This window comes from Marinobacter sp. E2, from assembly GCF_055755345.1.
In genome coordinates, this window is the sequence record NZ_CM146911.1 from 1926241 (window position 1) to 1948910 (window position 22670).

Below are 22670 nucleotides of genomic sequence, written 5' to 3' on the forward strand. Positions count from 1 at the left end.
ATGGAACTGTTTGATCTGCCACTCATCTGGGCCTTTATCATTGGCTTTGGCATCATCATGTACGTGCTTATGGACGGTTTCGACCTCGGCGTGGGGATCCTGTTCCCGTTTGCGCCCAATGAGGAGGACCGCGACACCATGATGAACTCGGTCGCGCCGGTGTGGGACGGTAACGAAACCTGGCTGGTACTGGGCGGCGCCGGCCTGCTGGCGGCGTTCCCGATGGTGTATTCCATCTTCCTGCCCGCGCTGTATATCGGCGTGTTTCTGCTGCTTGCCGGTCTTATTTTCCGGGGCGTGGCGTTCGAGTTCCGGTTCAAGGCGAGAACCTCTCGCTACCTCTGGAACTGGGCCTTCGCGGGCGGTTCCACCGTTGCCTCCTTCGCCCAGGGTGCCGTGGTGGGTGCCTACATCCAGGGCTTTGAAACCGCCAACGGTGTTTACGTCGGCGGCGCACTGGACTGGCTCACGCCGTTCACGGTGCTGACCGGGCTGGGCATGCTGGCCGGTTACGCCCTGCTGGGCTCAACCTGGCTGATCATGAAAACCGAAGGCTATCTGCAGGAGTGGGCCTACCGGATCTCCCTACCCCTGCTGGGCGCCGTTCTGGTGGTATTCGGGATTATCAGCGTGTGGACGCCGTTTGTGGACGACATGGTGCGCGAGCGGTGGTTCTCCAATCTCTCGGTGATCTGGATTCTGCCGGTGCTCACGCTTCTGTGCGCGTTCCAGATCTTCCGTTCCGTTCGCAACCGCTTCGAAGGCATGCCGTTTGTGGCCACCATGGGGCTGTTCATCTTCACCTATCTCGGGCTGGTTGTGAGCCGCTGGCCCTATGTGGTGCCACCGGAGTACACCTTGTGGGACGCCGCTTCCGCCTATGAATCGCAGCTGTTCCTGCTGCTGGGGCTGCTGTTCGTGATTCCCATTGTGCTGGCATACACCGCCTGGACCTACTGGGTGTTCCGGGGCAAAGTCCGCGCGGGCGAAGGATACCACTGAGTGGCCGAGGCGGATCCGCAGGAGGTTCGTCGCTGGCTTGCCGATCTGGCTACAGGCAGCCGCCTGTGGATTCGCAGTACGGTCATTGCGGGTACGGTGGCTGGCGTTGCCACCGTTATCCAGATGGTGCTGCTCGCGCGAATCGTTCATCTCGGGGTGATTGAAAAGGTCCCCGTTGCTGAGCTTGCGCCCCTCTTTATCAGCCTGATTCTTGCCCTGGTTGTCCGGGCGTTGGCGCAAGGCGCGCAGACCCGTTTCGCCGCGCTGAGCAGCGAGCGAGTACGGCGGGATGTCCGTCGCCAGCTGCATCACCACTGGCAGGCCACCGGGCCGGTCGAACTGGCCCAGTTCTCCGCAGGCACCCTGGCCCGGGAGTGGATAGACCACGTTGAAGCGCTGCATGGCTACTTTGCCCGGTTCCTACCCCAGATGTCCCTGGCGGTTATTGTGCCGTTGGTTATCCTGGTTCTGGTCTTCTGGCTGGACTGGCTTGCCGGTCTTTTTTTACTGGCCTCGGCACCTTTGATTCCCCTGTTCATGGCCCTGGTGGGCATGGGCGCTGAAAAGCTCAACCAGCAGCATTTCATCACCATCAGCCGGCTGTCCGGGCAGTTTCTCGACAAGGTACGCGGCCTCACCACCCTGCAGTTGTTTGGTCAGACGGCCTGGGCATCGGAGCTCATTCGAGAGCGCTCCGACCAGTATCGTCGGGTCACCATGAAAACGCTCCGGGTTGCCTTTCTGTCGTCGGCGGTTCTGGAGTTTTTTGCCTCGGTCGCCATTGCCGTGGTCGCGATCTATATCGGCTTCGGCCTGTTGGGTTACATCAGCTTCGGGCCGGCGGATGAGCTCACCCTGTTTTCCGGGTTGCTGGTGCTCCTGCTGGCGCCGGAATTCTTTCAGCCGCTTCGCACGCTCTCACAACACTATCACGACCGTGCAGCGGCCCTTGGCGCCAGTTCCGAAATCCTGGCACGGCTGGCCTCTCAGCCAGCCACCGGGCAACCAGAAAACGCACCGGCTCCTGTCGGGAGCTCGGAGCGCATCGAACTTCGGGCGGTCTACAAAAGCTATCGCCCGGAGCAGCCTGTGCTCCAAAACTGCAACCTCACCATAAACCGGGGCGACGTGGTCGCCCTCACCGGCCCGACGGGGGGCGGCAAGTCCACCCTGCTGCATGTGCTGGCCGGGTTCACAACGCCCGACAGCGGCACTCTGAGTGCATTCGGGCAGGCACCGGGCGAATTCCGTTTCGGCTGGCTGGGCCAGAAAGGCTTCCTGGTTCATGGCACCTGGGCCGACAACCTCAGGCTGACCTCGCCCGAAGCCTCGGATGTAGCCATCGAAACCGCATTGCGTAATGTAGGGCTGGGCGGCTTGCTGGCGGCTCGCAAAGACGGTGTGCACAGCCCGGTTTCCGAAGAAGGACAAGGCCTCTCCGGGGGACAGGCCAGACGGCTCAGCCTGGCCCGTATTTTCCTGGCCGATTACGACCTAGTTCTGCTCGATGAACCCACGGCGGGCCTCGATAGCGACAGCGAAGTCTTTGTGCTTGAAGCGCTGCACAAACTGGCGCTGGCTGGCAAGACTCTGGTTTTCTCAACGCACCATCAGGCATTGTTGACTCTGGCAAACCGGATTTTGCTGGTATCCGGCGGGGAGGTGCGCGATGCGTGAACTCAAACCCTGGCTGCAACTGATCTTCAAGCGCCCGGTTCGTCTGTTGGCCGGCGGCGCGCTGATGTTTGGCACCCTGGTGTCGGGTTTGGCGCTGTTAGCGGTTTCCGGCTGGTTTATCACCGAAACGGCGGTGGTTGGCTTGTTACTGGCCGCCGGGGCGGCCGCCACCATAAACCTGTACGTCCCGGGCGGCGCCATCCGCTTCTTCGCGGTGTCGCGCACGGTATTCCGGTATCTGGAGCGGGTTTACAACCACGACACCGTGCTGCGACTGCTGACCGACATCCGGGTTGCGCTGTTCCATGGGCTGGCCGGCACTCATGGGCTGGTCCGCAGTGGTCTGAGTGGTGCCCAGTGGCTTTCCAGGCTCACCTCGGACGTCGACGCGCTGGACACCCTGTACCTGCGTCTGATGGCGCCCACTGCCCTGGCGGGTCTGACGACCGTGCTGGTGCTGATCCTTGCCGCTGCACTTTTCGATGCCCACGCAGCGCTCTGGCTGACGCTCGTGCTGCTGGTGGCGTTGTTCATGGCCACGGCGTCGGTGTACCTGGCTACCCGTAACCTTTCGGCAAGGCAGAGCACCCGACAGGACGAACTGCGCACAGCGTTGATTGAGCATATTGAGGGATTCCCCGAGCTGACTGCCGCCGGGCGTACTGGCAAGCATGCCGCCTGGCTCATGCGGCAGGCGCATCAGGCGAATGCCGAGCAGGCCCGTGTTGACACCCGGGTTGGCTGGCACCTGGCCGGCTCGCACCTGCTCATCCATCTGGCCACCGTATTGGCGCTCTGGCTGGGTCTTGCCCTCTTCCAGGCGGGAACGATTACCGGCCCGGTGCTTGTATTGCTGCCCATTGCCCTGCTCGGCCTGGCCGAAGTATTCGCCATGTTGCCAGACGCCTTCGGTAAACTCGGTGCTACCCTGGCCTCTGCGGCACGGCTGAATCGGGACTGCCGGGAAGGTCAACGGCCGCAGGTGGGCGCGGTTGGGAAACTCACCTCGGGCACGGCACTCCAGGCCGATAACATCACGGTAAAGCATGCCGGCTACGCGCCACTGTTCAGCCACTTCAGCCTGACCCTGCGGTCGGGCGAGCGGGTGGGCGTGATTGGCCATTCGGGTAGCGGCAAGTCTTCCCTGGCCGATGCGCTGGCCGGACTGCTTCCGCTGCCCCACGGCACTCTCGCCCGCGAGGCGTGCGCCTATCTCACCCAGAAAACCGTGCTGTTCGACGACACCCTTCGGGCAAATCTTTTACTGGGCGCCCCAAACGCCTCGGATACCGAGCTCTGGCGAATTCTCGAGCAAATGGAACTGGCTGATCGCTTTGCGACAGAACCGGACAGGCTCGATACCTGGCTGGGAAGTTCCGGAAGTCGTCTCTCGGGCGGCGAGGCGCGGCGGTTGGCCCTGGCACGGGTGCTACTGAGCCCGGCCCCACTGTTCATACTTGATGAGCCGTTCACGGGGCTGGACATGGACACCCGGGCAAGGATCGCGAACCGGCTGGAAACGCTGCTGGCAGGGAAAACCGTGATTGTGCTGGCACACGGGCCGGATGCCCTCCCGGGCACCGACCGCGTGATCTCTCTTTCCAGCTAGGAGGCCCCGTTAGCGGGTTTCAACCACTTCGAAGGTCAGGCCAGCTTTACTGGTCAGGCGCTCCAGGAGCTTGCCGTCCAGCAGTGAGGCCGGCGTCCAGAAGCCTCCGGGTTGATCAGCCGGGACATCGAACGCCAGGCACATGCCCGCCTCGCCGAGCATTTTCCCGGTGGAGCCGTAGCCCGGATCCTGGTCTCCCGTTACCTTTGTGATCAGTGTTTTGCCGTCCTCCGTGCGACCGACGAACCGCAGGTCGTAGAAGCCCGCTTTCTGGGCCTCAGGACTGGGCCCCTCACCGGGCTTTGGCACAAACTTCTCCACCAGCCAGCGGGTTGGTTTGATCGCGGAGGCGGTAAAAAACGCGGCCAGTCCGCCGGTGATGGCATAGGCGGCAAGCCGGCCCTTGGTGCCACGGCCGGTCATCATCGCCTCGTCGTAGGTAAATTCCTGGCCGTATCGGGCGTTCTGCAGGGCATTGGAACGGTGCACCACGCGGGTGTTGATCGCCCCCATTACGAACGGCGCCAGCCAGGCATTGAACGTCTTGTCATACTCGGCGCCTTTCAGGCTTGGCTGCCGGGTTTTGGAACGGTGCTCCGGCGGGCAGATGGAGAACGGATTTGCCAGCTCCTTTCTCAGCTTCGGGTCGGCCGCCGCTTCCTTTGCTACGTTGATCATCGAGGCCACCGTGCCGCCGGAGAACTCCCCCTTCGCGGTCTTCACGCGCATGCGAACGTCCTGACAGGGCTTGCCGAAGGTCTGCTCGGCCTGGTTCTGCAAGAACCAGACGCCCATATCCGACGGAATGGAATCAAATCCACAGCAGTGGACGATCCGGGCCCCGGAGGCTTTCGCCTCTTCCTCATAACGTTCAACCATCCGGCGGATCCATTGCACTTCGCCGGTGAGATCACAGTAATCGGTGCCGCAGCGAACGCAGGCCTGCACCAGGGGCTCGCCGTAAAGTGCGTAGGGGCCGACCGTGGAGATAATCACACGAGTCTGCTCGCACATGGACTGCAGGGCAGCTTCGTCTGATGCGTCGGCAAGAATGACGGGTATGTCTGTCGCCTTCTTCCCAAGGCCGGTTTTAAGAGCCGTCAGTTTGCTCTCCGACCGCCCTGCGATGGCCCACTTTACCTGGTCATCCACGCCGTAGGTTTCGAGCAGATATCGGGTGAGAATCTGGCCAACAAAGCTGGTGGCACCGAAGACCACGAGGTCGTAGGCCGTGTCTGTGGATTTGGTCATTGCTCTTCCTTAATCAACCGATTGAATTGACAACTCAGCGGGGCCCGGCGGCCGCACGGGCACCCATCAGGCGCATGAATACGGCAACGCCAAGGCCCCAGAAACCATTCAGGATCAGGCCGCCTACCCAGGTTTGCGCGGACACGTCCAGTCCCTTCATGGGAAACACCACCAGCATGGCGACAACCGTGGGCCCTATCGCACCCACAATGACATGGCCGAGCCAGAAGGTCACCCCCGCCAGGCGCCCCAGAAGCATCCAGAGCACCATGCCCCAGAGACCGCCAAAGAAGGCGAGCGATACCACCTGGGGCACACCCAAAGGCGGAACCGGCGAAAGGTTGAACGGAGCCGCGGGCACCGCGCCTGCCAACCAGAACAGGGCAAACAGGCCCTGGTGAAACACCAGAGTTGCGAGAAAACCGCTTGCAAACGCCTTCAACCAGACCATGATTTCATCCTCTAATGGTGTGACTAGTTCGCTTTAACCCGTTGATTCTGCGTGGTGCACCGCCCGACTGCAAACGATGTTAGCGGTTTTGAGCGCCGGTTCCACTTTCCTGATAGAACAAAGAATACCGTCGATAGGGCCAATCGTTTGTCATGATTCCTCGGGCACACTGCCTGCACGTGTATTAACCGAATTCCGGAGGTTCGCCTTGACCACCTTTCTTCTGGTGCTAAGCCTGCTGTTGGTGCTGTTCAGTGCCTTTTTGTGCTGGCAAGTGCTGGAGCAGCGCAAAATGATCGCCCGCATGATGGAAAATGACGATATCCCGGGCAACGCACAGGAACCCGAGCTGGTGCTTACGCTTCGGGTACTGGATCCGATTGCCCTGGCGAAACGGGAATCCCGCTCTGCCCGGATCCTGGCGGATAAACTCCCGGTGATGGTGCGCAAGATGGTGTACCAGGAAGTGATGAAGGAGCTGGAGTCGGAGTTGGCCGAGCGGGAAATCGACGTGGAAATGCACATCGAGTATCGGTGATCGACCATGGAAACCTTTCTTGTTGCTTTGATCGGAGTGTTAGAGCTGCTCGCACTGGCGGTGCTTTGCCAGGCTTTCCGCCTGCTCATACTGGGCCGGCGCGAAGCCCGGATTCTCAATTCCCATCGGGTGGCCGCAAATAGCGCCATACAGAAAAGCCGGATGGACCTGCTGGAAGTCCGTAACCGGGCGCGCCTTCTGGAAGACTCGGTAACCGGGGGCGCCACCGCCGTGGAAAAACTGCATAAGGCGATTTCCAACACCACGTTCGGGCTGATTGACCTGTTTTCCAGCGACGAGGAATTCCGGAGCAGTGCCCGCAAGGCGAGAGCCAGTCACGATGAGACCAGCCAGAAAATCTACCGGACGGTCCGCACCACCAACCGGGCGCTGCACATTCTGGCGGACACCCTGATCATCGGGCAGGCAGAAAAACGTCTGGTGGCACGCAAGCGCCGCCCCGGCTCCTCCTAGAGGCTATCTGCCTGCCTCTCGAATTCACGAATCACGACGTCTACTGTCACCGTCAGGGTGCTGAGGGTTGCAGCCCTCTCCAGCCCCTCGGCACTGCCCCGGTACAAGTGTGGTGTCATGGCAAGAAGATCGGAAATCGCGTCCTGATCGCCAAGCACTGCTGTGAACCGGAGCGTGCTGGACGCGAGTTCCTCGAACCCTTCAGGCGCCGACGAGGTTCGTTCCCTGGTTGGCTTCAACTCCGGATAGATGATTTCGCGCAGCTCCTTCAAGTGATCAGCACCTGCATCCACCTGAAGAATGCGGCCGCCAGGCTTCAGTACCCGAGCGAATTCGCCGTAGGACGGGAAGCCGAAAAGGCAAAGGATAAGATCCACCGACGCCGGCAGCACCGGCAGGTTGGCATTGCTCCCGACCACCCAGCGACACGCCCTTTCCCGCTTGGCAGCAGAGAGTACGGCCCACTTGGAAATGTCCACGCCAATCATCGCTAGGGGCTGCTCACCCGCGGCCGCGTCAAGATGGCGGATGTAATAACCCTCACCACATCCGGCATCCAGTATCGCTGGAACGGTGCTCCCGGACCTGACCATCGAGCCAAGGGCCGCTATCGCCCGGTGACTGACAGCTTCGGCAATCCCGTCATAGTATCCGGTCTCCAGGAAGCGCCTGCGGGCGGCAACCATGGGTTTGCTGTCGCCGGGATCGAGAGAGCGTTTCTTCTGCACCGGCAGCAGATGCACGTAGCCCTGCCGGGCAACGTCAAAACTGTGGCCGTGCTCGCAACGCCAGGCCCCGTTGGTATGCATGAGCGGAGAATGGTCCAGGGGACAGGCAAGCGCATCGAAAGGAATGCTGGTCATTGTGGGTTTGTCTTGTCCGGAATGGTGTTGCCTATGATCGCAGGTAATGGTGGTCGGCCCAACAAAAAAGGCACCCGAAGGTGCCTTTTTCGATACTTGAGAGAAAGTTACAGAACTTTCTTCAACTCTTCCTCAAGTTGCGGCACCGCTTCGAACAGGTCCGCTACCAGGCCGTAGTCCGCTACCTGGAAGATCGGCGCTTCTTCGTCCTTGTTGATCGCAACGATCACCTTGGAGTCAGACATACCTGCCAGGTGCTGGATGGCACCGGAAATGCCCACGGCGATGTACAGTTGCGGAGCAACGATCTTGCCGGTCTGGCCGACCTGCATGTCGTTCGGCACGAAGCCGGCATCAACTGCAGCACGGGAGGCGCCAACGGCTGCACCCATCAGATCGGCAACCTGCTCCAGCATCTTGAAGTTGTCGCCGTTCTGCATGCCACGACCACCGGAGATAACGATACCGGCGGAGGCCAGGTCCGGACGATCCGACTCGGCCTTCTCTTCGCTAACGAAGGAAGACAGGCCAGCGTCTTTGACCAGATCCAGCTGCTCAACGGCGGCAGAACCGCCTTCTGCGGCTACCGGATCGAATGCGGTCGGACGAACGGTGATCACCTTGACGCTGTCGCTGGATTTAACAGTAGCGATGGCGTTACCGGCGTAGATCGGACGAACGAAGGTGTCGTCAGACTCAACACGGATAATATCGGATACCTGGGCAACGTCCAGCAGTGCGGCGACGCGCGGCATGAAGTCCTTGCCAGTGGTACCGGCAGCGGCCAGCACGTGGCTGTAGCCCTTGCCCACTTCGGCAACCAGCTCGCCGAGGTTCTCGGCCAGGAAATGGCCATAGGCAGCGTTATCGGCAACCAGAACCTTGTTCACGCCTTCGGCCTTCGCCGCAGCTTCCGCAACGGCACCACAGTTTTCGCCGGCAACCAGTACGTCGATGTCACCGCCGATGGCCTTGGCAGCCGCTACAACATTCAGAGTAGCCTGCTTCAGGCTGCTGTTGTCATGTTCAGCAATTACAAGGATGCTCATTTAGATCACCTTCGCTTCGTTCTTCAGTTTATCGACCAGCTCGGCTACATCAGCCACTTTCACACCTGCCTGACGGGAAGCGGGCGCTTCAACCTTCAGGGTGGAGAGGCGCGGAGCAATGTCGACACCCAGATCGGCCGGGCTCATGCCGTCCAGCGGCTTTTTCTTGGCCTTCATGATGTTCGGCAGGGAGGCGTAGCGCGGCTCGTTCAGACGCAGGTCGGTGGTAACAACCGCTGGCAGGTTCAGGGAAACGGTCATCAGACCACCGTCTACCTCGCGGGTTACGTTTACCTTGTCGCCCTCAACAACCACTTCGGAAGCGAAGGTGCCCTGACCCATGCCGGTCAGCGCGGCCAGCATCTGGCCAGTCTGGTTGTTGTCGGAATCGATGGACTGCTTGCCGAGAATCACGAGCTTCGGCTCTTCCTTCTCAACAACCGCCTTCAGCAGCTTGGCCGCCTCGAGAGACTGAACCTCCTCGTCGGTTTCAACGTGGATACCACGGTCTGCACCCAGCGCCAGAGCGGTACGGATCTGCTCCTGGGCGGCCTTGGGACCAATGGACACCACCACGATTTCGGTAGCAACACCCTTTTCCTTCAGGCGAACCGCCTCTTCCACGGCGATTTCGCAGAACGGGTTCATTGCCATCTTGACGTTGGCGAGATCAACACCGGTGTTGTCCGGCTTGACGCGCACCTTCACGTTGTAGTCGATAACTCGTTTTACAGCGACCAGAACCTTCATAGATTCCTCGTTCTTCTACGATGGGTTTATGACTTGCAGTCCTCGCGCAGAGCCTGCCTGAGTTCAATGCGCCACAATGGTGGAGGCAACGCTCGGCAGATTCAATGACCTGAAACGACGCGCCAGGACTGAGTTTCAGCCAATTCACCGGCCTTGACCGGGAACCGTAATGAGACGATACTAGATTTCGACTCAAAATACACCATGTTTCAGTGTGCTCTTAGAGTGCCAAAGGTTAGAGCGAATTTCAAACAAACGTTTGTTTGATTTCTCAAATGCGGTATCCTTTCAGATAGTCAGGCAGGCCAAATCGGCCTGTGGCAGTCGTCTACAGGCCTTTTAGCCGGTATTATGGCGACCCGTAAAACTCGCCTGCGGGCATACAATATTCATCAAAGATGTTTGAGGAGACCAACGTGGAACGCGAATCGATGGAATTTGATGTTCTTATCGTCGGCGGCGGCCCGGCGGGCCTGTCGGCAGCGTGCCGTGTCATGCAGTTGGCACAGGAAGCTGGCGAGGAACTCACCGTATGCGTGGTAGAAAAAGGTTCTGAAATCGGCGCGCACATCCTGGCCGGTACCGTGTTCGAGCCCACTGCCCTCAACGAACTCTTCCCGGACTGGAAAGAGAAAGGCGCTCCGCTGAACACGCCGGTTACCCGCGACGATATTTTCCTGCTCAAGAACCAGGAAAGCGCCACCAAGATTCCCAACGCCTTTGTGCCCAGGAACATGCACAACCACGGCAACTATATTATCAGCCTGGGCAACCTCTGCCGCTGGCTGGCCGAGCAGGCCGAGCAGCTGGGCGTTGAAGTGTACCCGGGCTTTGCGGCCGCCGAGACCATTGTTGAAGACGGCCAGGTTAAAGGCATCATCACCGGCGACATGGGCGTGGCCCGCGACGGTTCCGAGAAAGACGGCTACATGCCGGGCATGGAACTGCGCGCCAAGTACACCCTGTTTACCGAAGGTTGCCGTGGCCACCTGGGCAAGCGTCTGATCAACGACTTCAAGCTGGACGAAGGCAAGGATCCCCAGCACTACGGCATCGGCATCAAGGAACTGTGGGATATCGATCCGGCCAAACACGAGCCCGGACTGGTCGTCCACACCACCGGCTGGCCGCTTAACGAGACCGGCTCCACCGGCGGTTCGTTCCTGTATCACCTGGAAAACGGCCAGGTTTACGTGGGCCTGATCACCGATCTGTCTTACAGCAACCCGCACCTGAGCCCGTTTGAAGAGTTCCAGCGCCTGAAGCTGCATCCGGAGATCAAGAAGCACCTGGAAGGCGGCAAGCGCGTGTCTTACGGTGCCCGTGCCATCGCCAAGGGCGGCTACAATGCCCTGCCCAAGATGAGCTTTCCGGGTGGCCTGTTGCTGGGCTGTGATGCCGGCACCCTGAACAGCTCAAAGATCAAGGGCTCCCATACCGCCATGAAATCCGGCCTGCTGGGTGCAGAAGCAGTGTTTGAGGCCCTGAAGGAAGGCAAGAGCGGTGAGGAAATCACCAGCTTCCAGAAGCACTTTGAAGACAGCTGGCTGTACAAGGAACTCTATGCCGAGCGTAACTTCGGCCCCGCCATGCACAAGTTCGGCAATGTGGTGGGCGGCGCCATCGCCTTCTTCGAGCAGAACATCCTGCGTGGCAGCCTGCCAATCACCTTCCACGACACCACACCGGACTACGCCACTCTGAAGCCGGCGTCCGAGTGCAAGAAGGTGAACTATCCGAAGCCGGACAACACCCTGACCTTCGACCGCCTGTCCTCGGTGTTTATCTCCAACACCAACCACGAGGAAGACCAGCCGGTTCACCTGAAGCTCACCGATCCGGACCTTCCGATCCGTGACAACCTGCCCAAGTACGACGAGCCCGCGCAGCGCTACTGCCCGGCTGGTGTATATGAGGTGGTTGAAAAGGACGACGGCAGCGGCAAGCGGTTCCAGATTAATGCCCAGAACTGCGTGCACTGCAAGACCTGTGACATCAAGGACCCTGCCCAGAACATTACCTGGGTAACTCCGGAAGGGGGCGGTGGCCCGAACTATCCGAACATGTAAGTTCGGGTTTCAGCCAACCAAAACGGCCCCCTGGGGGCCGTTTTTTGTTGGTGTCGGATTACGGCTTCGCCTAATCCGACCTAACGGTCTAATCAGACAGGCTTATCTCCAGACATAAAAAAACGGCCCCCGAGGGAGCCGTTTCTGTACGCGTCGGAAAAGCTTAGTGAGCGTGACCGTGCTCTTGCTCTTCGTCGGTCGCGTCGCGGGTCTCGACCACTTCCACGTCAAAGTGCAGGGTCTGACCGGCCAGCGGGTGGTTGGCATCGATGGTAACGGTGTCGTCGCCCACTTCAACCACGCGAACAACCTGGGGGCCGCCCGGAGTCTGTGCCTGGAACTGCATGCCCGGCTCGATGGTATCGACACCTTCAAATGCAGAACGAGGAACAGGCTGAATCAGCTCTTCGTTAACTTCGCCGTACCCTTCAGCAGGTTCTACAGACACCTTTACCTGGTCGCCTGCGTTCTTTTCGTTCAACGCACTTTCCAGTCCGCCGATGATGTTCTGTGCACCTTCCAGGTAAGACAGAGGCTCGCGACCTTCTACACGGGAGGAATCAAGCTGCTCTCCCTGATCGTTAGTGAGCGTGTAATGGATGGTGACAACACGAGGTTGGGCCATGTGATCTCCTTGCGTGTCTCGCAATGACTGTTTAATTGATTTAGGCAATCGAAAGTGATCGTGAACAGCCAGACTGCACAGAGGGACTAACGACCACCGGGCCTCGTTAGAGAGCCAGGCTCATAACAAGTATGAAAACACAGTTTAACAATGGTCAGAGTGCGTTTTCTACCGTAATTCTGGGGACGCGGCGGGGCTTTTCAACCACCCTGCCCGATTTTGTAGAAAATTCCATGGCTCCAGACGCCAAAGACCGATTGACCGTGTTCTACCCGCTCGATGGCGTGTTCGGCCAGATCGTAAAAAGCGGCGGTTACCAGCCTGGCCTCAACGCCGTGGCGCACCGTCACCACCGGCCGGGGCTCGTCCGAGTTGTCGTAGGTACCAACTTCCAGAGGGTGGTCCGGCCCAATCTCCAGGGTTTCCCCGACACTGGTGGTCAGGGACAGCACCTGCTGTTCAGCTTCCCCGGACGCTTCCAGCGAATGGGCCAGCAACGGGGTATCTTCCACCTGGATGCGCCATTTCTCGACCGGGGTCACCAGGTAGTAATGGCCATCCGCTTCCCGTCGCAGAATGGTTGAGAACAGACGGACGATGGCCTCACGGGCCATGGGCTCGCCTTTGAAGATCCACTGCCCGTCTCGGCTGACGCGAAGATCCATATCGCCCGAAAGCTCGGGATTCCACTGTTCAAGGGGCGGATGGCCGGGATTCTTCACGGTTTTCTCCACCTGTTTTGCCAGTTTATCCGGATTTGTCGTCATTACGGTGGCTCCAATCACGGCAGAAACTGTGCTTTGAGGTCGGCGCAGCCCGGGCCGACCACCGGCATTTCAAGGGCAACCGCCTGGGCGGTCATGAACGGGATGCCGCGCCGGTGGGCATCCACCAGCAGGGTGGCAAGACCGCCCACCAAAGGCATATGGGAAACCACCATCAGCGGGGATTCGTGCTGCTCGATCAGTGCGTCCAGGCAGGCCCCGGGGTCGTCATCCGGAGTAATGAACAGTTTCTCTTCCACGGGGCAATTGAGAATCTCGGACACAATAGCCGCCGTCTGCCGGGCCCGGACGTAGGGGCTGCTCCAGATCAGCTTCGGTCGCCAGGGCGATTCGGCAATCTGGGCCGCCACCTCAGCCACCGCAAGCCGCCCGTGCTCGGTCAGCTCCCGCTCCTGGTCCAGGGTGTGCCAGCCGGCTTCGCCATGACGCATGATGAGCAGTTGCAAGGGCAGTCTTCCTCTGCTGGCCGCCTACTGTGTGATGGTCCGAGGCAGAATGAATTCAACGTCGGAGTTCTGGACAGACATCATCAGGCTGTTGATGACCGCCTTGATCGACGCGTGATCGTAGAGAATTTCGTACAGGCCACGGACCAGAGGCATGTAGATCCCGATCGCTTCGGCCTTTTCCTTGACCAGCTTGAGCGTGTAGATGCCTTCGGCCACCTGCCCCAGCTCCGCCACAGCGTCGTCAAGCTTCTGACCCTGCCCAACCGCGTAACCCACCCGGAAGTTGCGGCTCTTTGACGACGTGCAGGTAACGATCAGATCGCCCACACCCGCCAGGCCCATGAAGGTCATCGGATTGGCGCCGAGGCTCACCGCAAAGCGGCTCATTTCCGCCAGCCCGCGGGTAATCAGCATGGCCTTGGCGTTCTCACCCATCTCAAGAGCGGATGCAAGGCCGGCGACGATGGCATAAATGTTCTTGAGCGCACCGGCGAGCTCCACGCCGTATACGTCCACGTTCGCGTAAACCCGGAAATACTCGCAGCCCAGCAACTCCTGGACGGTTCTGCGCACGTCCGGGTCCTTGGCGGCGATGACTGTGGCGGTCAGGTCCCTGTCGACGATCTCGCTGGCCAGGTTGGGCCCGCTGAGTACGCCGATCCGGCAGCGGGGGATCTCCTCCTGGAGGATCTCGCTCATCAGCTTGAAACCGTGCTCCTCGATACCCTTGGTGAGGCTGACCACGATCTGATCATCGCGGAATTTGTCGCAGTTCTCGCGAATAACGGCCCGAAATGCCTTGCTTGGAATGGCGATAAAAACGAGCTCGGCCTTGCTGACTGCGTCACCGAGATCGGTGGTGGCGAGAATGTCGCCTTTCAGCTCCACATTGGGCATGTACCGGCTGTTGGTACGGTGGCTGCGGATTTCCTCAACCTGTGCTTCATCGCGCATCCAGAAATGCACCCGGTGGCCATTCTCGCCAAGCACCTTGGCCATGGCGGTGCCAAAGCTCCCGCCACCAAGCACCGCAACGTCGTGCGTTGGCCCGGATGCCCCATCGCGACGGGGCGTCGTTTGTTCAGACATAATGCTTCCATTGTTGTCAGATCAGGTGTGACACCGGCATTGGGGCCCGGGGGCTTTCGGCTCAGCCGGGCTCTTCACATTCCAGAGCGCGCACCAGATTCTTGAATTCTTCCCTGTTTCGGCTGTTCAGACCCATCAGTACCTTGTGGGCATCGAGTACCTTGTCGCGAACCTGTTGTTCACTGGCCTTGAGCACGGGTATTTCTTCAAGTTCTTCAATACGGGACGCAGGCTCTCGGACAATGATGAAAATCTTGTCGAAACCCATGGACGTGATAATGCGGGTAATGTCGGGATTGGTGGAAATCAGGGTGGGCAGGAAGTGGCTCTGTTTCTGGGCCGCCATGGCAATCTTGGCCAACAGGCCCAGGGTTGTGCTGTCGATGATCTCGGTTTCCGTGAGATCCACCACCACCGTTTTGAACTCCGGGTCCTGCGTGATCGACTCAACCAGATTGTCCAGCGTCGAACAAAGGTTCAGCCGGATTTCCCCAATAAACTTGAGGACATAAATGCCCTGTTTCTCTGCCTGCAGGATCTTGTAACCAGCCATGTTCCACACTGCCACTATTTCGACGAAGTGTTCTCTGACCCATTCATGGTATCAGTAACCGACACAATAGCGATATCGTCAGGCAGCTCTGTGATCTCGTCGAGATTCAGAGCGTCGTTGAGCGATGCGATAGTGTGACGACCTCCCGAGACGAGTTCAAGTAGTGTCCCCTCCTTTTCATCAAGAGTTTTTTGCCGGATAACCTCGAGGATTCCATCGGAAAACAGGGTCAGGTGAAACGGTTTGTTCAAAGGCCGCTCGTACACCTCCCACTCGGGGGATTCAAAAAGGCCCACGGGCAGGCCACTGCCCTCCAGAAAAGCGGTTTCTCCACCCTCGAACGACAGAATGGGCATCGGGAAGTGGGCACCCACCGCGTAGTGCAGCTTGCGCTCGCTCAGGGAGATGATGCCGACGAACACCGTTACGTGTTTGCCCAGGCCGGTATCCAGCAGCTCGGAGTTAATGCGTTCGAGAAATCGGTCAGGATAAAGAATATCGTCACTGGAACCACGACGCAGATTGCGCTGCAGGCGATTGGTGAGGTTCTTCAGCAGTACCGTAACGAACGCAGAACTGGCGCCATGGCCGGAGACATCGGCGATGTACACCAGGACCTTGTCGTCAGTCACGCGGAAGTAATCCAGAAAATCGCCGCTCAAAAACAGCGACGGCTTGATCATGTGGTCCACATGCAGGCCGCTCATGAGCTGTTCGTGCTCCGGCAGCATCCGCAATTGCACTTTACGCCCGGCCCTCTGGTCTGCCCGCAACTCGGCGATACCCTCCCGGAGGTCCCGGTTGGCTTCTTCGAGTTCCTGCCGATAGAGCTGATTCAGACGGTTTACCCGCACCCGGTCAAACAGCTTGCCAATGACATCATCCAGGGCGCCCTTGTCGTCGTTGCAGGGTTTCAGAACGAAATCCGCCGCGCCCGCCCGCAGGGCGTTAACGACATCGACACTCGACTGGCTCGAGGAACAGGCGACAATGGGAGTAAAGGTTTCGGCTTCTTCCAGCCGGCTGGCAAGGTCTCGAATGGCGGCCGGTGGCAGGTCTGCAAAGATGACATCCGGAATGTTATCGTCGAACAGCGCCCTGGCCGCCGCCAGATCGGTATAGCCGGTTACGTAAAAGCCCCGGGCCTCGAGGTATCGGGCAAGATCGGTGCGGGCCCGTTCATCGGCATCAATGATTAGTATGCGCTCGGTGCGCGAGGTCATGGCGACTGCCCTAAACTACCAGCGTGAAACAGGAAATTGCCTCGGATAAGCCTATTCTGGCACGCCCCTGTGATATAACAAGGCCAAGTTCATGAATTCGGGAGATTCCAGCTGATGAGACGTGCGGTCAACGACCTTCTCGGAGCCTATGACAAGTTGATCATGGATCCGGTTCATGGCGGGATCCCGCTGTACCGGCACGAAATCCAGGTGATTGACCATCCGCTGTTCCAGAGGCTGCGCAACATCTGCCAGAACGATATCCTGAGCCTGGTGTTCCCGGGTGCCACCCACTCCCGCTTCCTGCACAGCATTGGCGTTATGCACGTGGGCACGCGGATGTTCCGGTCGATGATTGACGCCTACCTGAGAGAGCGCCAGCTCAGTGAACAGACCGACCTGAGCCTGAGCCAGCTCGATGCCATCGATTACCTGGCTAAAACCATTCGCCTGGGCTGCCTGCTCCACGACAGCGGACATTCCAGTTTTTCTCACCAGTTCACTCAGGCCCGCCGAATCCGGGAACTAATGTCGCGACCCGGCCGGTTTCGGGATCTCTGGCGAGGTGTGGATTTCTCGGATTACCACCCCGACGAGCCGGAAGAACTGGAGCACGAGCATTATTCCGTGAGAGTGGCCCACGAAGTGCTTTCGGCGGTGGGTCTGGAAAGCGCCGGTCTCCACGCCCGGGATGTCATCGGCATCATGGAAACCACGGGGGTTACGCCAAGTGAGACCTTCTGTCGTCACGCCCGCACGTTCTGGGCCTTCATTGCCGGTGAGGATGCGGCGGTCGGTTCACCCCTGAGCGACGACATTCCCGGGCTGGTCATGAACCTGCTGTCCTCTATCGTGTCCGGGGAAATTGACGCCGACCGCGCGGATTACATGCTTCGGGATGGGTTCCACTCATCGGTGACCATTGGCGGCTTTAACTTGGACCATCTGCTCAGCAACCTGCGCTTCGGCTGGGATGTCTCGGAGCCTTGGCTTGGGCTGGCCATCACCCAGAAGGGCCTGGGCGCGCTGGAAGACTTTGTGTACAGCCGCCACCAGATGTACCGGAAGGTTTACGCCCACAAGACCGCGCTGGGATTCGACTGGCTCCTGCGGGAGGCAATCAACGAGGTGCTGGACGACCCTGAAAACTTTGACTGGGTGGACACCTGCCTGAGCGACATGACCTACTTTGCCGAGCTTACCGACAACTTTTTCTGGGAAGCGTTTCGGAAAGTGGCCCGCAAGCATCCCCAGAGTTACTCCTTTTGCATCGTAAACCGGGTAAAACTGAACCATCTGGATACCCGCGAAGACCTTTCTGCGGAGGGCATCCGACATCACAGCACCTGGTTGGCCGGGGAACTCGGCATCAGCCCTGCCCGCGTGGTTACCTGTTCCATGCGGGCTCGCTTCTCGAATATCCAGGACAACTTCAATGGCATCAAGGTGCTGGTGCGGGAGCCCATCCACCGGGTGCGCTCCCTGAAAAAAATCACCGAGGTCAGCGCCTTTTTCAGCAAGTTTCGCGACGGCACCATTACTCACTTTTACACCCGGCCGGATGTCACCACCGGCAGCCAGGGGTCGCTCACGGAGTAACTGACGCCGCGTGCATTTCCGCGACCAGGCCGCAGGCGCTGTCGAACGCACCTTCTACCCTGCCTCCACTGAGCCAGTCGCCGGCCAGACCAATGTCGTGTTGCGGGTACCAGAGATGGCCGGGCTGTTCGCCGCCTTCGGAGCGGGCATAAAGCCAGCGATGGGCCACCACATCATCCGGGCCGGTCTGAAAACCGGTAACCTCCCGGAAGGCCTCTACCAGCAGTTCGGCTACCTCCGGCGCCGCGGTGTCGACATGCTTCCGGGTCCAACTGGCGCCGGCGTGCAAAACCCACCATTGGCCAGCGTCCTCTCGTCCGGGCTTGCTGGAGTTATGGGCAACCCAATAGAGCGCCGGATGCTGGCAACGCATTCCGTCGTGGTGAGGCCAGGGACTGGTGGGGAAATGAGCGGCTACCGCCCAGCATGGCAACACTTTGCCAACAGGCTCGTCCAGCTCAGAGGCAAGCTCGGGAAGTCCACTGCTGGCCAGAAGATCACGGGCCTGGGCCGGCGGCGCGGTGATAATTACCTGATCGAACTCCCCAAGCGACACGCCTTCGGTATCGTAAAGACGCCAGGCGTTGTCTGTTCGGGCCAATCTCCCTACCCGGGTTTCCGTCACCACGTTGAGGTTGGCCGACAGGGCCCTGGTGATGGCGGTCATCCTGGGGGTGCCCACGAACCGAGCTTCTTCCGGAAAGGGCTCCCACTCCCCGGAGGGCGCCTGGTAGGCCAATCGGCCCTGCCAGGGGGTAAACGTGCCTTTGCCTGCGTACTTTTCCAGGAATGGCAGGAAATCCGGGTTACGGGCGGTGAAGTACTGAGCTCCAATGTCGACCGACCCCGAGGGCACCCGTTTGGCCGCCAGCCTGCCACCCGGGCCGCGGCTTTTTTCAAATACGGTGACGGTGTGCCCCAACCCTTTCAGTTGCAGGCCCGCAGTAAGGCCCGACATGCCTGAACCAACAATCGCTATACGGCGTAGTGACGGATTATCAGCGGTCTGATTAAACATGAGTTATCGTGCATCCAATTCAAGTGGTGACATCGTACAACTTGACAGCAATCGCAACCGGTTGTCAGCCGGTTCAGCAATCAAGGTTATAGAACAGAGGAAGGCAATCAGGGTATGACCCGAGTGCAACACTGGCTTACAAACATTCTGAGGTGGTTCGATTCCGAGGCGGGTTCGGATCACATCGACACCAACTCCAGATCCTTCAATTTTCTTAGAGTAATCCCATTCATCGCACTGCACCTCGCGTGTCTGCTGGCCTTCTACACCGGTGCCAGTGCATTTGCCATTGGGTTTGCGATCGCATTTTTTGTTGTTCGCATGTTTGCCATCACGGGTTTTTACCACCGGTATTTTGCCCACAAAACCTTCAAGACCAGTCGCCCGGCACAGTTCGTATTTGCTGTTCTCGGCGCCAGTGCGGCTCAGCGGGGGCCCCTTTGGTGGGCCGCACACCACAGGCATCATCATCAGCACTCAGATCAGGAGCAGGATCTGCATTCGCCCCATCATGGCGGTTTCTGGTGGTCTCACATGGGCTGGTTCACCTGCGACGCCGGCTTTGCAATGGATGAACGGCGTGTTCGCGACTGGCTCAAGTTCCCCGAACTGAAACTGATCAACCGGTTCGATTCCCTGGTGCCCGCGCTGGCAGCGGTGGCTATCTATGCCCTGGGTGAAGCCCTGGCAGCCTGGGCGCCCGGTCTTGGCACCAACGGCCTTCAGTTACTGGTGTGGGGGTTCTTCATCTCCACGGTGGCGCTGTTCCATGCCACGGTCTCAATCAATTCGCTGTCTCACGTCTGGGGCAAGCGCCGCTTTGACACCGCGGACGACAGTCGCAACAACTTCTGGCTGGCCCTGATTACGCTGGGTGAAGGCTGGCACAACAACCACCATCGCTGGCCGCAATCGGTACGGCAGGGTTTCCGCTGGTATGAAATTGACATTACCTGGTACGGCCTCTGGCTGATGTCGAAACTGGGCATTATCTGGGAGCTGAACCCAATCCCGCAGCACATTCAGGAAGAGACACGCGAACTGGACAGAATGAGGAGGAGCAGATCATGACAACCGCCTCAAAAATTGAAGTTGGGACGCGCAATTCAGCCGTTCCCGCAACGCTGGAGGATTTCCGGGCCCTGTTCAACAAACTGGACAAGGGTAACCTCGACAAACTTGCCGATCTTTACAGCGAAGACATTCGTTTTCAGGATCCTCTGGGTACTGTGAACGGCCTGGACGAACTGACCCATTATTTCGCCGGCGCGTACGCCAACGTCGTGGATTGCCGTTTCGAGTTCGGAGAGGCCGTGGTTCAGGGCGAAACTGCCGCTTTGCCCTGGGTCATGCACCTCCGGCACAAGCGCATTCGCAAAGGTCGGGAAGTTCAGGTGCAGGGCATCAGTCATCTCAGGATCCGCGACGGCCGGGTCTATTACCACCGGGACTATTTCGACGCGGGGGAGATGCTCTACGAGAACCTGCCCATCATCGGTGGGGTCATTCGTTGGATAAAGGATCAGGCAGGATGAGTGATCGACTTCAGGACACCTCGAACATCTGGATCACCGGCGCCAGCTCTGGCATCGGTGAGGCAGTAACCCGCGCCCTCGCCCGCGGCGGCCATCGGCTGGTTATCACCGGTCGACGCAAAGGCGCGCTGGAGGAGCTGGCGTCGGTTGCACCTGAACAGATCCGGTGTGCTGCTGGGGACACGACCAGCAAGGAAGACTTGCAGGCGATCGCGGAAGAGCTCGAACACGACGGCGATCTGGATATGGCCATCCTTAACGCCGGTACCTGTGAATACCTTGAGATCGCCCATTACAGCAGCGATGTCATTGAAAAAAACATTCACACCAACGTAATTGGCACTGCCCGCTGTCTCGACATCGCCCTCCCCGCACTCCGACGAACCCGGGCGAAAGGCAAGCCGGCCACGATCGTCATCGTGAGTTCCTCCGCCTGGTGGTTCCCGTTCGGTCGAGCCGAAGGCTACGGTGCCTCAAAGGCCGCACTGTCGTACTTTGCACACGCGTTGAGGGCTGATCTGGCCGCTGAAGGCATAGGTGTGGTGGTTGTTTCGCCCGGGTTTGTGAAAACGCCTCTCACCGACCGCAACGATTTTCCCATGCCGTTTCTGGTCTCGGCCGAGGACGCAGCCGAGCGGATCGTCAGCGGGCTGGCCAAAGGCCACAACGACATCGCCTTTCCCAAGCGCTTTACCTGGATGCTGAGAATTCTCGGCGCCCTTCCCCGGCCCCTGATCGACCGAATGTCGGCGTCCATGGTCCGTAAAAGCAACAACGAGCAGGAATCGAATGGATGAGTAACGAACGTCAGCGGATTGCTGTCATCGGGGCCGGCGTATCCGGCCTCACCGCGGCCTGGTTATTGGCCGAGAAACACGATGTGCAGATTTTCGAAGCCGCCGACTATGCCGGAGGACACACCAACACCGAGCAAGTGGAAGCAGGAGGTCGTAACTGGCCGGTAAACACCGGTTTTATCGTTTTCAATGACTGGACCTACCCCAACTTCATCAAGCTGATGGACCGCCTGGGCGTGGCCTCGGAAGTCAGCGATATGAGTTTCAGCGTGGATTGCAGCACCACCGGGCTGCAGTACAACGGTACCAGCCTGAACACGCTGTTTGCCCAGCGCCGTAACCTGTTCAACCTGCCGTTTCTGAAAATGGTTCGGGAAATTCTCCGGTTCAACAAGGAAACCCGTGCCGATCTCCAGGCCGGCGCCATCAGCAACGAGGAGACCCTGGGCGAGTACCTGAACCGGAACGGTTACTCGAGGTATTTCCGCAACTACTACATCGTGCCCATGGGGGCCGCTATCTGGTCGGCACCCGAAATCGTTCTGGAGCAGTTCCCGATCCGGTTCTTCCTGCAGTTTTTCAACAATCACGGCATGCTGTCCGTGGATGACAGGCCAACCTGGCGGGTGATTTCCGGCGGCTCCGCTCAATATGTCAGCAAGATGATGGATCGCCTGGGCGAAGCCACCCACCTGAACAGCCCGGTAGAGCGCGTAAGCCGTGACGACACCGGGGTAACCGTTCTGGTGAAAGGTGAGAGTCATCGCTTCGACCAGGTGGTATTCGCCTGCCACAGTGATCAGGCCCTGGCGATGCTGGCCGACCCCACCGACTCGGAACGGGACATTCTTGGCGCCATTGCCTATCAGAACAACGATGTTGTATTACACACGGACAGTCGCGTTCTGCCCGACAACCGTCGGGCCTGGGCGGCCTGGAATTATTTCATTCCAGGCCACAGCACCGAGCCCGTCTCGGTGACCTACAACATGAATATCCTGCAGAATTTCCACGAGGCGCCGGAAACCTTCTGCGTGACCCTGAACCGGAGCCAGGACATCGATCCTGCACGGATCATCAAACGCTTTGAGTATGCCCATCCGGTGTTCACCATGGATGCGGTTCGGGCGCAGGAACGCTACGACGAAATTGGCAACCACAATCGCACCCACTTCTGCGGTGCTTACTGGTTTAATGGTTTCCACGAGGACGGTGTGCGTAGCGCACTGCGGGTAACCCGCGCGTTCGGGATGGAGTTCTGACC

General features: G+C 59.3%; 23 protein-coding genes. 11 read left to right on the plus strand and 12 right to left on the minus strand.

Annotation, left to right across the window (positions count from 1 at the left end; translation table 11 throughout):
• Genes cydB through cydC form a run of 3 tightly spaced genes read left to right on the plus strand, consistent with a single transcriptional unit; the run spans nucleotide 1 to nucleotide 4288 of the window.
• A complete protein-coding gene (cydB, locus tag AC0J1C_RS08790; RefSeq protein ID WP_473043487.1) occupies nucleotides 1-1002 on the plus strand; it encodes a cytochrome d ubiquinol oxidase subunit II in 1002 nt (333 codons plus the stop codon).
• Nucleotides 1003-2679 (plus strand): thiol reductant ABC exporter subunit CydD, encoded by a 1677-nt coding sequence (cydD, locus tag AC0J1C_RS08795; RefSeq protein WP_473043489.1) that lies wholly within the window; start codon nucleotides 1003-1005, stop codon nucleotides 2677-2679. It abuts the gene before it with no gap.
• On the plus strand, nucleotides 2672-4288 hold the full coding sequence (gene cydC, locus AC0J1C_RS08800; protein WP_473043491.1) for a thiol reductant ABC exporter subunit CydC: 1617 nt from the start codon (nucleotides 2672-2674) through the stop codon (nucleotides 4286-4288). Before cydD ends, cydC begins: the two co-directional genes overlap by 8 nt.
• A gap of 9 nt (nucleotides 4289-4297) precedes the next feature.
• Here cydC and AC0J1C_RS08805 read toward each other — a convergent pair whose 3' ends face one another.
• Both AC0J1C_RS08805 and AC0J1C_RS08810 read right to left on the minus strand, forming a co-directional pair.
• Nucleotides 4298-5539: a saccharopine dehydrogenase family protein gene (locus AC0J1C_RS08805; protein WP_473043493.1), complete on the minus strand. Its 1242-nt coding sequence runs from the start codon at nucleotides 5537-5539 to the stop codon at nucleotides 4298-4300.
• Nucleotides 5540-5573: 34 nt separating this feature from the next.
• Nucleotides 5574-5990, minus strand: coding sequence for a hypothetical protein (locus tag AC0J1C_RS08810; RefSeq protein ID WP_473043495.1), 417 nt, complete (start codon nucleotides 5988-5990; stop codon nucleotides 5574-5576).
• Nucleotides 5991-6198: 208 nt separating this feature from the next.
• On the opposite strand from AC0J1C_RS08810, the gene AC0J1C_RS08815 reads away from it, so the two are divergent.
• Together AC0J1C_RS08815 and AC0J1C_RS08820 are read left to right on the plus strand one after the other, a co-directional pair.
• Nucleotides 6199-6528 carry a hypothetical protein gene (locus tag AC0J1C_RS08815; RefSeq protein WP_473043497.1) on the plus strand — a complete coding sequence of 110 codons (330 nt, stop codon included), beginning with the start codon at nucleotides 6199-6201 and terminating at the stop codon, nucleotides 6526-6528.
• Nucleotides 6529-6534: 6 nt separating this feature from the next.
• Complete coding sequence (locus AC0J1C_RS08820) at nucleotides 6535-7002, plus strand: hypothetical protein (protein WP_473043499.1); 468 nt, start codon at nucleotides 6535-6537, stop codon at nucleotides 7000-7002.
• Here AC0J1C_RS08820 and AC0J1C_RS08825 read toward each other — a convergent pair.
• The 3 genes from AC0J1C_RS08825 to AC0J1C_RS08835 form a co-directional block, all read right to left on the minus strand.
• A complete protein-coding gene (locus tag AC0J1C_RS08825) occupies nucleotides 6999-7865 on the minus strand; it encodes a putative RNA methyltransferase (protein ID WP_473043501.1) in 867 nt (288 codons plus the stop codon). The two genes, AC0J1C_RS08820 and AC0J1C_RS08825, sit on opposite strands and share 4 nt — an antisense overlap.
• A 107-nt stretch (nucleotides 7866-7972) precedes the next feature.
• Complete coding sequence (locus tag AC0J1C_RS08830) at nucleotides 7973-8914, minus strand: electron transfer flavoprotein subunit alpha/FixB family protein (protein ID WP_473043503.1); 942 nt, start codon at nucleotides 8912-8914, stop codon at nucleotides 7973-7975.
• Complete coding sequence (locus tag AC0J1C_RS08835; protein WP_375193946.1) at nucleotides 8915-9664, minus strand: electron transfer flavoprotein subunit beta/FixA family protein; 750 nt, start codon at nucleotides 9662-9664, stop codon at nucleotides 8915-8917.
• Between the two features lie 416 nt (nucleotides 9665-10080).
• Here AC0J1C_RS08835 and AC0J1C_RS08840 point away from each other — a divergent pair, with 416 nt between their 5' ends.
• Nucleotides 10081-11733, plus strand: a complete 1653-nt coding sequence (locus tag AC0J1C_RS08840; protein ID WP_473043505.1) for an electron transfer flavoprotein-ubiquinone oxidoreductase — start codon at nucleotides 10081-10083, stop codon at nucleotides 11731-11733.
• 163 nt (nucleotides 11734-11896) lie between these two features.
• On the opposite strand, the gene AC0J1C_RS08845 is transcribed toward AC0J1C_RS08840, so the two are convergent.
• From AC0J1C_RS08845 to AC0J1C_RS08870, 6 genes are all read right to left on the minus strand, one after another.
• Nucleotides 11897-12358, minus strand: coding sequence for an FKBP-type peptidyl-prolyl cis-trans isomerase (locus tag AC0J1C_RS08845; RefSeq protein WP_091985361.1), 462 nt, complete (start codon nucleotides 12356-12358; stop codon nucleotides 11897-11899).
• A gap of 200 nt (nucleotides 12359-12558) precedes the next feature.
• Nucleotides 12559-13125 (minus strand): DUF1285 domain-containing protein, encoded by a 567-nt coding sequence (locus AC0J1C_RS08850; protein ID WP_473043506.1) that lies wholly within the window; start codon nucleotides 13123-13125, stop codon nucleotides 12559-12561.
• 14 nt (nucleotides 13126-13139) lie between these two features.
• On the minus strand, nucleotides 13140-13589 hold the full coding sequence (locus tag AC0J1C_RS08855) for a SixA phosphatase family protein (RefSeq protein WP_091985366.1): 450 nt from the start codon (nucleotides 13587-13589) through the stop codon (nucleotides 13140-13142).
• A gap of 24 nt (nucleotides 13590-13613) precedes the next feature.
• Nucleotides 13614-14681 carry an NAD(P)H-dependent glycerol-3-phosphate dehydrogenase gene (locus AC0J1C_RS08860; protein ID WP_473043508.1) on the minus strand — a complete coding sequence of 356 codons (1068 nt, stop codon included), beginning with the start codon at nucleotides 14679-14681 and terminating at the stop codon, nucleotides 13614-13616.
• A 61-nt stretch (nucleotides 14682-14742) separates the two neighbouring features.
• Nucleotides 14743-15234 (minus strand): STAS domain-containing protein, encoded by a 492-nt coding sequence (locus AC0J1C_RS08865; RefSeq protein ID WP_091990697.1) that lies wholly within the window; start codon nucleotides 15232-15234, stop codon nucleotides 14743-14745.
• 14 nt (nucleotides 15235-15248) lie between these two features.
• Nucleotides 15249-16457, minus strand: coding sequence for a PP2C family protein-serine/threonine phosphatase (locus AC0J1C_RS08870; protein WP_473043509.1), 1209 nt, complete (start codon nucleotides 16455-16457; stop codon nucleotides 15249-15251).
• A gap of 114 nt (nucleotides 16458-16571) precedes the next feature.
• Between AC0J1C_RS08870 and AC0J1C_RS08875 the strand changes: the two genes are divergently transcribed.
• The gene (locus tag AC0J1C_RS08875; RefSeq protein ID WP_473043510.1) at nucleotides 16572-18056 is read left to right on the plus strand and encodes an HD domain-containing protein; all 1485 of its coding nucleotides are present in this window, start codon (nucleotides 16572-16574) and stop codon (nucleotides 18054-18056) included.
• On the opposite strand, the gene AC0J1C_RS08880 is transcribed toward AC0J1C_RS08875, so the two are convergent.
• Nucleotides 18046-19014, minus strand: a complete 969-nt coding sequence (locus AC0J1C_RS08880; protein ID WP_473043511.1) for an NAD(P)/FAD-dependent oxidoreductase — start codon at nucleotides 19012-19014, stop codon at nucleotides 18046-18048. The genes AC0J1C_RS08875 and AC0J1C_RS08880 overlap by 11 nt on opposite strands.
• 174 nt (nucleotides 19015-19188) lie before the next feature.
• On the opposite strand from AC0J1C_RS08880, the gene AC0J1C_RS08885 reads away from it, so the two are divergent.
• From AC0J1C_RS08885 to AC0J1C_RS08900, 4 genes are read left to right on the plus strand one after another with little or no spacing between them, the layout of a single operon-like run.
• The gene (locus AC0J1C_RS08885; protein ID WP_473043512.1) at nucleotides 19189-20145 is read left to right on the plus strand and encodes an acyl-CoA desaturase; all 957 of its coding nucleotides are present in this window, start codon (nucleotides 19189-19191) and stop codon (nucleotides 20143-20145) included.
• Nucleotides 20142-20609 carry a nuclear transport factor 2 family protein gene (locus AC0J1C_RS08890; protein ID WP_473043513.1) on the plus strand — a complete coding sequence of 156 codons (468 nt, stop codon included), beginning with the start codon at nucleotides 20142-20144 and terminating at the stop codon, nucleotides 20607-20609. Before AC0J1C_RS08885 ends, AC0J1C_RS08890 begins: the two co-directional genes overlap by 4 nt.
• A complete protein-coding gene (locus AC0J1C_RS08895; protein WP_473043514.1) occupies nucleotides 20606-21406 on the plus strand; it encodes an SDR family NAD(P)-dependent oxidoreductase in 801 nt (266 codons plus the stop codon). Before AC0J1C_RS08890 ends, AC0J1C_RS08895 begins: the two co-directional genes overlap by 4 nt.
• The gene (locus AC0J1C_RS08900) at nucleotides 21403-22668 is read left to right on the plus strand and encodes an NAD(P)/FAD-dependent oxidoreductase (protein ID WP_473043515.1); all 1266 of its coding nucleotides are present in this window, start codon (nucleotides 21403-21405) and stop codon (nucleotides 22666-22668) included. The genes AC0J1C_RS08895 and AC0J1C_RS08900 overlap by 4 nt, the downstream gene beginning before the upstream one ends.
• The last annotated feature ends 2 nt before the right edge of the window (nucleotides 22669-22670 follow it).

Bases quoted from the DNA above. Each gene is read 5' to 3' on its own strand.
- cydB (WP_473043487.1), top strand. From the start codon at position 1: ATGGAACTGTTTGATCTGCCACTCATCTGGGCCTTTATCATTGGCTTT.
- cydC (WP_473043491.1), top strand. From the start codon at position 2,672: ATGCGTGAACTCAAACCCTGGCTGCAACTGATCTTCAAGCGCCCGGTT.
- AC0J1C_RS08805 (WP_473043493.1), bottom strand. From the start codon at position 5,539: ATGACCAAATCCACAGACACGGCCTACGACCTCGTGGTCTTCGGTGCC.
- AC0J1C_RS08810 (WP_473043495.1), bottom strand. From the start codon at position 5,990: ATGGTCTGGTTGAAGGCGTTTGCAAGCGGTTTTCTCGCAACTCTGGTG.
- AC0J1C_RS08820 (WP_473043499.1), top strand. From the start codon at position 6,535: ATGGAAACCTTTCTTGTTGCTTTGATCGGAGTGTTAGAGCTGCTCGCA.
- AC0J1C_RS08825 (WP_473043501.1), bottom strand. From the start codon at position 7,865: ATGACCAGCATTCCTTTCGATGCGCTTGCCTGTCCCCTGGACCATTCT.
- AC0J1C_RS08830 (WP_473043503.1), bottom strand. From the start codon at position 8,914: ATGAGCATCCTTGTAATTGCTGAACATGACAACAGCAGCCTGAAGCAG.
- AC0J1C_RS08835 (WP_375193946.1), bottom strand. From the start codon at position 9,664: ATGAAGGTTCTGGTCGCTGTAAAACGAGTTATCGACTACAACGTGAAG.
- AC0J1C_RS08845 (WP_091985361.1), bottom strand. From the start codon at position 12,358: ATGGCCCAACCTCGTGTTGTCACCATCCATTACACGCTCACTAACGAT.
- AC0J1C_RS08850 (WP_473043506.1), bottom strand. From the start codon at position 13,125: ATGACGACAAATCCGGATAAACTGGCAAAACAGGTGGAGAAAACCGTG.
- AC0J1C_RS08860 (WP_473043508.1), bottom strand. From the start codon at position 14,681: ATGTCTGAACAAACGACGCCCCGTCGCGATGGGGCATCCGGGCCAACG.
- AC0J1C_RS08865 (WP_091990697.1), bottom strand. From the start codon at position 15,234: ATGGCTGGTTACAAGATCCTGCAGGCAGAGAAACAGGGCATTTATGTC.
- AC0J1C_RS08870 (WP_473043509.1), bottom strand. From the start codon at position 16,457: ATGACCTCGCGCACCGAGCGCATACTAATCATTGATGCCGATGAACGG.
- AC0J1C_RS08875 (WP_473043510.1), top strand. From the start codon at position 16,572: ATGAGACGTGCGGTCAACGACCTTCTCGGAGCCTATGACAAGTTGATC.
- AC0J1C_RS08880 (WP_473043511.1), bottom strand. From the start codon at position 19,014: ATGTCGGGCCTTACTGCGGGCCTGCAACTGAAAGGGTTGGGGCACACC.
- AC0J1C_RS08885 (WP_473043512.1), top strand. From the start codon at position 19,189: ATGACCCGAGTGCAACACTGGCTTACAAACATTCTGAGGTGGTTCGAT.
- AC0J1C_RS08890 (WP_473043513.1), top strand. From the start codon at position 20,142: ATGACAACCGCCTCAAAAATTGAAGTTGGGACGCGCAATTCAGCCGTT.
- AC0J1C_RS08895 (WP_473043514.1), top strand. From the start codon at position 20,606: ATGAGTGATCGACTTCAGGACACCTCGAACATCTGGATCACCGGCGCC.
- AC0J1C_RS08900 (WP_473043515.1), top strand. From the start codon at position 21,403: ATGAGTAACGAACGTCAGCGGATTGCTGTCATCGGGGCCGGCGTATCC.